This window comes from Enterococcus sp. RTP21361st1_A6_RTP21361_211029 (assembly GCF_040910045.1).
Taxonomy (GTDB): domain Bacteria; phylum Bacillota; class Bacilli; order Lactobacillales; family Enterococcaceae; genus Enterococcus_D; species Enterococcus_D gallinarum.
In genome coordinates, this window is the sequence record NZ_JBDGBK010000022.1 from 38,024 (window position 1) to 44,928 (window position 6,905).

Annotated in this window: 5 protein-coding genes; 2 read left to right on the top strand and 3 right to left on the bottom strand. The window is 42.2% G+C overall.

Annotation, left to right across the window (positions count from 1 at the left end; genetic code table 11):
• Positions 1-194: 194 nt before the first annotated feature.
• On the top strand, positions 195-1,655 hold the full coding sequence (locus AB5Z52_RS06040) for a peptide MFS transporter (protein WP_003128449.1): 1,461 nt from the start codon (positions 195-197) through the stop codon (positions 1,653-1,655).
• A 99-nt stretch (positions 1,656-1,754) separates the two neighbouring features.
• A complete protein-coding gene (locus AB5Z52_RS06045; RefSeq protein ID WP_003128450.1) occupies positions 1,755-2,612 on the top strand; it encodes a radical SAM protein in 858 nt (285 codons plus the stop codon).
• A 172-nt stretch (positions 2,613-2,784) separates the two neighbouring features.
• Here AB5Z52_RS06045 and abc-f read toward each other — a convergent pair whose 3' ends face one another.
• The 3 genes from abc-f to AB5Z52_RS06060 form a co-directional block, all read right to left on the bottom strand.
• Positions 2,785-4,368: a ribosomal protection-like ABC-F family protein gene (gene abc-f / locus AB5Z52_RS06050; RefSeq protein ID WP_021149043.1), complete on the bottom strand. Its 1,584-nt coding sequence runs from the start codon at positions 4,366-4,368 to the stop codon at positions 2,785-2,787.
• A 104-nt stretch (positions 4,369-4,472) separates the two neighbouring features.
• Positions 4,473-4,601 carry a hypothetical protein gene (locus AB5Z52_RS06055; protein ID WP_005472862.1) on the bottom strand — a complete coding sequence of 43 codons (129 nt, stop codon included), beginning with the start codon at positions 4,599-4,601 and terminating at the stop codon, positions 4,473-4,475.
• 59 nt (positions 4,602-4,660) lie between these two features.
• Positions 4,661-6,667: a KUP/HAK/KT family potassium transporter gene (locus AB5Z52_RS06060; RefSeq protein ID WP_288551396.1), complete on the bottom strand. Its 2,007-nt coding sequence runs from the start codon at positions 6,665-6,667 to the stop codon at positions 4,661-4,663.
• Positions 6,668-6,905: the final 238 nt, after the last annotated feature.

Consider the following 6,905-nt stretch of genomic DNA (forward strand, 5'->3'; position numbering starts at 1 on the left):
ATTTTTTAGGTTGTTAGATCAGTGATTTCCTAGTATCTAGTAAAAAACTCTCATTTTCGACTCAGCATATCGCCATTTTACAAAACATAATCTAAGCAAAATAACCTTGTAAAGGAAGCCAAACGGGAATAAACTGGCATTTGTGAATTTTCAGAAAAATTTCTAAATTTGTTTTTTATAAGGAGCCAGTAAGTATGGAAAAAGAAAAGACTTTCCTAGGACAGCCGCGAGGGTTGTCGACACTATTTTTCACTGAGATGTGGGAACGATTCAGCTACTATGGCATGCGGGCCATCTTAGTTTACTTTATGTATGATGCTGTAACAAATGGTGGCTTAGGCCTGCCTAAATCAACGGCTGTAGCGATCATGTCAATCTACGGTTCACTCGTTTATATGTCTAGTATCGTTGGCGGATGGATCTCTGACCGCTTATTAGGATCGAACAAATCCGTTTTTTATGGCGGGATCCTTATTATGTTTGGACATATTGTTCTGGCAGCGCCTCTTGGTATTGCTGCACTATTTGTTTCTATGATGTTGATCGTTATTGGAACAGGTTTGTTGAAGTCCAATGTGTCAGGGATGGTCGGCCACTTATATTCGAAAGAAGATGTGCGCCGAGATGCAGGATTTTCAATCTTTTATATGGGGATCAATATTGGTGGACTTTTAGCACCGATCATTGTGGGTATTTTAGGACAAAACGTCAATTACCATTTAGGTTTTTCAATAGCAGCTATCGGAATGTTCATTGGTTTGGTGCAATATTATGTTCAAGGGAAGACAACGTTGAAAGATGTTGCAACGACACCAACTAATCCATTATCTGCGCAAGAGAAAAAAATCTTTTTCCGTAACGTTATCATCGTACTAGTGCTTGTAGCAGTGGTTTTCGGCGGTGCAGCTGCGATGGGCTATCTGACCGTTGATTTCTTTATCAATTGCATCAGTATCTTAGGAATATTTTTGCCGATCTACTACTTTACTAAAATGTTGCGTTCTCGTGATGTGACACCGGATGAAAAGAAAAAAGTTTTAGCGTATATTCCTTTGTTCTTATCTGCAATCGTTTTTTGGTCCCTAGAAGAACAAGGGTCATCAATATTGGCACTTTTTGCGGCCGATCGGACACAAGATACGTTGTTTGGGATCACGATTCCGGCGAGTCTTTATCAAACACTAAATCCATTGTTTGTCGTGCTGTTGACACCGGTATTTGTTTGGTTGTGGACGAAACTTGGCAATAAACAACCTAGAACGGAAGTGAAATTTGCAATTGGTTTGATTTTAGCAGGTTTGTCTTTTGTCTTGTTGATGTTCCCAAGTATGCTGTTCGGAGTCAATCAACGGGTAAGCCCATTGTGGCTAGTCTTTAGTTTCTTTATCATGATTGCTGGCGAAATGTGTCTGTCACCAGTTGGATTGTCTGTAACGACCAAATTAGCACCAAAAGCCTTCGAAGCGCAAACTCTTGCTATTTGGCTATTAGCAGATGCTTCTTCGCAAGCGATCAATGCTCAAATTGCTCGTTTCTATACACCGCAAACAGAAGGGGCTTATTATGGCATTGTCGGTGGTGTTGCAGTAGTCGTAGGGATTATTCTTTACATGGCAAGAAAACCGATTCGTAAGCTGATTGGGAATATTCACTAATCAACGGACTTGATCTTGAAAAAGATCAAGTCTTTTTTTGCACTTTTAGTCAAGTTATGAGAAAATAAATAGGAACATATGTTCCGTAGGAGGGGTTAAATGCACACGCGACGCTATAAAACGATTCTTTCACCAAACAATACAATGAATCTCTATCGAGGGTGTACACATGACTGTATTTATTGTGATAGTCGCAGCAGCTGCTATCAGATGGCGCATCGGTTTGAAGATATCGAGATCAAAGAAGCAGCAATAACGATTTTGGACCAGCAATTAAAGAAGCGCCGACAGCCTTGCATGATCGTTACCGGTGCTATGTCAGATCCTTACGTTCATGCAGAACAGCGTTTGAGACAAACGAGGCAAGCACTGGAAGTAATCAAAAAGAACGGTTTTGGTGTCGCGCTTTTGACCAAATCAACGCGTGTGTTGGAAGATTTGGATTTGCTGATAGAAATCAACCAGCAAACGAAAGCAGTTGTTCAAATGACTCTGACGACTTATGATGAAGCACTATGTAAAAAATTAGAACGACAAGTCGCTACCACTTATCATCGTTTTTTGGCGCTTAAGAGGTTTCAAGCAGCAGGGATTCCTACTGTTGTTTGGTTATCACCTATTCTTCCTTTTATCAATGACAGCGAGGAGAATCTGTTGTGGGTTTTGGACTACTGTCGCCAAGCGGGAGTGAAAGGCATCATCTGTTTTGGATTTGGGGTGACGATGCGGGAAGAAAATCGCGCATACTTTTATCAGCAACTAGACCGTGATTTTCCTGGTATGAAGGAAAAGTATCAGCAAGCTTTTGGCGATCGGTATGTTTGCGACAGTCCGAATCAGCAAAAGCTAATGGCTATTTTTTGTGCATTCTGCCAAACCTATCAAATCCTTTATCGACCAGAAGAAGTCTTTGCCTATATCCATCGTTTTGAAGACCAGCAGTTGACACTCTTTTAATTCGCGTCTTTTAAACAAATGAAATAGCCGCAAGGACTGAGAGTGTTCCAGTGTACGAGCAACACCTCGTCACCCTGTCACGAGGTGTGCCAGTTCTCTTATCCTGCGGCTATTTTTATTTGATTTTTCTGATATGCGATTCCTTATGGTGAAAAAAACGAACGTGGTCTTCTTAAAGAGCCTGCCAGTCGATGGGCTGCCGCATGACCTGCTGGTCGCGGATCAACAGCATGTCTTGGAAAGTTTGTTTTAGAAAATAGCGGTCATGGCTCACAGCAATTAACGTACCACCAAAGCGCTGAATCAATTCTTCAATTTCTTCACGAGCATAGATATCCAAATGATTGGTAGGCTCATCTAATAGCAGGACGTTGATTTTTTTATGAAAAAGTTTCAGCAGATAAAGGCGAATCTTCTCACCGCCAGAAAGATCCTGAATGCGTTTTGAGACATCATCCTGATAAAAACCGATTTGTGCCAGTTGTTGTCGTGCAGATTGTTCATTGCCTATGAACTGATAGGCAAAGGATAGGACCCGCATAGCGGGATTAGAAAATGAGAGCTTTTGAGGCAGATACCCGATCTGCAGATTACTGCCGGATTTGATCGTTCCCGCGTCAAGCGCCAAAGTACCTAACAAAAGCTGAATCAAGGTCGTCTTACCGGTGCCATTTTCACCAATGATCGCTAAGCGCTCACCACGGTAAATCGAGAAACTACTGTCTTCAAAGAGTAGCCGATCAGCCATGACTTTACCGATATTTCGGGCGATAAAGACTTCTCTGCCTGTTCGATCACTTTGATTGACTGTGCGTATCCTTTTTTTAGGAGGCAGCGGGGGCTTAACGAGAGTGATCTTCGCTAAACGCTTTTCAATTTCTTTGGCTTTACGGAAAAAGTCCTCATTGTCCCCTTCATTCCCCCATTGGCGATAACGGCGAATCATCGCTTTAAGCCGCTGGCATTCTTTTTGCTGCAGCTCATAGTTCTTAGTCAGTTCTGCGATTCGAGCTTGTTTCAATGAACGATATTGGCTATAGTTTCCAGGATAAGAAATCAATTGACCATCTTCGATCTCACAGATCCTAGTCGTCACTTTGTCCAGAAAAGCGCGGTCATGAGAGATGACGATATACGCTTTTTTCGTATTGATAAGATAGTTTTCCAGCCAATGAAGACTAGCTAAATCAAGATGATTCGTGGGCTCATCCAGTAAAAGCAAGTCATGCTCTGTCAACAGCAATCTTGCTAGTTCTACTTTGACTCGCTCCCCACCACTTAACGCCTGCAAAGAAGTTTCTTGCAACTGCGCTATTCCCAATCCTCTTAAACTAGCAAGAATCCGGTCTTCTAACAGATAGCCACCGAGTTCTTCAAATTGTAGCTGTAATTGTCCATAGCGGTCCAATAATTTCGATAAGTCAGCGTCAGGATCGCTCATCTGTTGTTCACAACGTCGCATCTTGCGACTTATCTCTTGCAGTCGGGGGGAAGAGGTTTGTAAATACGTCAGCACCGTTTCTGAAGAGGGCGAAAATTCTTGTGCCAAATGACCAATAGAAAGACTTTTACGTCGGCTGATCGTTCCAGTATCATTTTTCTCGGTCCCGAGTAATAAATCTAATAATGTTGTCTTACCAGAGCCATTGATGCCGATTAAACCAATCTTTTCACCGGGATCAATTTGGAAAGTTAATTGTTCAAATAGCGGGGTACCGCCAAAATTTTTACTGATTTTATTTGCTTGAATTAGCATGATCTCACTCCTTGAGACCACTCAAAAAGGCCATGGAAATCCATGGCCTGCGTTATTTTTATCTGATGTTGTTCGAGATAAACACCTTGAGATGGCCATTGATTTTACGAATATTCAACTGTTTTAGACAGACTCGTCCCTAAAACGGTTTTTGTAAAACCAATTGCATGGCTAAATGCGATATGGTAACGCTGATAATTGACGTTACATGTTATTTTAGTCATGCGCATCATGGTGTTTCCTCCTTTTGCTTATTTGCCAATAGTGTACCGCAAGTGACCTTACTTTGCAATTAGTCAGTTAGTTTTTTCTTGACTGGAACAATTTCAGAAAGGTTACTTGCCTTCGGTTGCCCAATCACTAATGGAACGGTCTCATGGACCACGTCACTGTAAGTGAGTCCAAACCAACGTTCCGGAGAAATAGTATGCCGTTTGATAAAGAGTTTGGTTAACATTACTTGCCGCTCCCATCGGGTTAATGAGGTGACATTCGACAACTCTTCTTCGATCAGAACAAACTGGAAGTCGCCAACTTGACGTCCCGGGGTCAATGAGTATTTTTGCGGCTGTTTTGGTAAGCGACCATCCTTCATCAATTCTTGAATGATTTGTCGGATGTAGACATTGACTTCTTGAGAAACCCGAAAACCTAAGTAGAGTTTCAATTTTACGATGAAATCTGTCTCAGCCATCGAGACTTCGTACTGTTTTGTATAAGGTTCATCTGTGACTTCCACATTCACAAACCAATAAACTTTGGCGCGTTTCGGCCGTTTATCAAGGATCGAATAAATAAACTGACGGCCAATCGTATTTCCTTGCAGTTTAGGAACTAAAAAGACGACATTGGTCTGAGAAAATGGCAATGTCTCATCATTCCGCAATTCCTGTAGTTGGGGAATGTATTCGGTCAAGTCAACTTCTTCGGCAGCTTGTTCTTGAATGTGGTTGCCCCATTCCCAAATGAGCATGATGGCGATAATCAAAGCGGCCATCAAAACCGCAACGAACCCACCGTGGAAAAATTTTGCGGCACTCGAGATGAAGAAGATGCCTTCGATAGCTGCAAAAAATAAGGTAATAAATGGAGCGATAAATCGCGCTTTTTTGAATTGACGCAAAAAGAAATATAACAAGACTGTGGTCATCAGCATAGTTACTGTAATCGCTAAACCATAAGCGGCCTCCATTCGCGTGGATGTCCGGAATAAGAGAACGACACCGGAACAAGCGATCCACAGCATCAGGTTAAGCGCGGGGATATACATTTGTCCGATGGAAGAACCAGGATACATGATCTGCATCCGCGGCAACAAACGCAACTTGATTGCTTCCGAAACTAACGTGAAAGATCCGGAAAGTAAAGCTTGGGAGGCAATGATTGCAGCCAACGCAGAAAAGCCGACGCCAAAAACGGTCCAACCTTGAGGCAAAGCCTGGAAAAAAGGGTTTAGGTTTTCAATCTGTTGATAGGCAGGATCTTGATAAACCTTTAATAACCAAGCAGCTTGACCTAAGTAATTAAGCATCAAACAGATTTTGATGTAAGGCCAGCTGGCATAAATATTCTTTTTGCCCACATGTCCTAAATCGGAATATAGTGCTTCAGCACCAGTGGTTGCCAGAAAGATATTCCCGAGAATGAACAGACCTGAGGTGTTATCAGGGCTAAACAGCAGCCCGATGGCATAACGAGGATCCAACGCACGAATGACAGACAGATCACCGGAAAAGTTGATCAAACCGACGATCCCCAAAAAAGTAAACCAACCAAGCATGATCGGTCCAAATGCTTTCCCAACGAATTCTGTCCCAAAGCGTTGCAGGCTAAAAAGAACGAAAAGGATCGTTAATGTAATCCAAACAATAATGGATTGATCATTCCCAAAATGATCATAAAACATCGGAATGCCCCGCAACCCTTCAATGGCTGTCGTGACAGTGACGGCAGGAGTTAGTACACCATCTGCCAATAACGCAGCGCCACCAATGATTGCCGGAATGATCAAGTAGCGGCTTTGCTTACGAACAAGTGTGTATAAGGAAAAAATTCCGCCCTCACCGTGATTATCCGCGTTCAAAGCGATTAAGACGTACTTAATCGTGGTAAGCAGAGTCAGAGTCCAAAAAACGAGGGAGACACTTCCCAATACAAAGTCCGGGGAGAATGTTTTCAACCCGCCGTTGTCTTCAACGATTGCTTTCATCACATAGAGTGGGCTGGTCCCGATATCTCCATAGACCACACCCATGGCGACCAAAAGGCCTCCCGCGGTTAATTTTTTCATTTTACTCATAGATTTTCCCTCCAAATTGAACTGCAAAAAAGACCCAAGAGGCCCTTTGCCACTTAGGTCTTGCAAGAAACATCATAGACCAGCGGATTCCCGCTTGCTGTTGATCTATGATCATGGAAAAACCCATGTGCTACTCCCCTAAATTGCTATAATTATCTTTGTTTTGCTGATTCCTGTCAACTTTTTTCATTTAAAATGTAAATAAACATTTTAAATTTTATGTTTATTCACGTAAAAT

What these genes read in the sequence shown, in the direction of transcription:
- AB5Z52_RS06040 (WP_003128449.1), top strand. Translation starts at nt 195, where the DNA reads ATGGAAAAAGAAAAGACTTTCCTAGGACAGCCGCGAGGGTTGTCGACA.
- abc-f (WP_021149043.1), bottom strand. Translation starts at nt 4,368, where the DNA reads ATGCTAATTCAAGCAAATAAAATCAGTAAAAATTTTGGCGGTACCCCG.
- AB5Z52_RS06055 (WP_005472862.1), bottom strand. Translation starts at nt 4,601, where the DNA reads ATGATGCGCATGACTAAAATAACATGTAACGTCAATTATCAGCGTTAC.
- AB5Z52_RS06060 (WP_288551396.1), bottom strand. Translation starts at nt 6,667, where the DNA reads ATGAGTAAAATGAAAAAATTAACCGCGGGAGGCCTTTTGGTCGCCATG.
- AB5Z52_RS06045 (WP_003128450.1), top strand. Translation starts at nt 1,755, where the DNA reads ATGCACACGCGACGCTATAAAACGATTCTTTCACCAAACAATACAATG.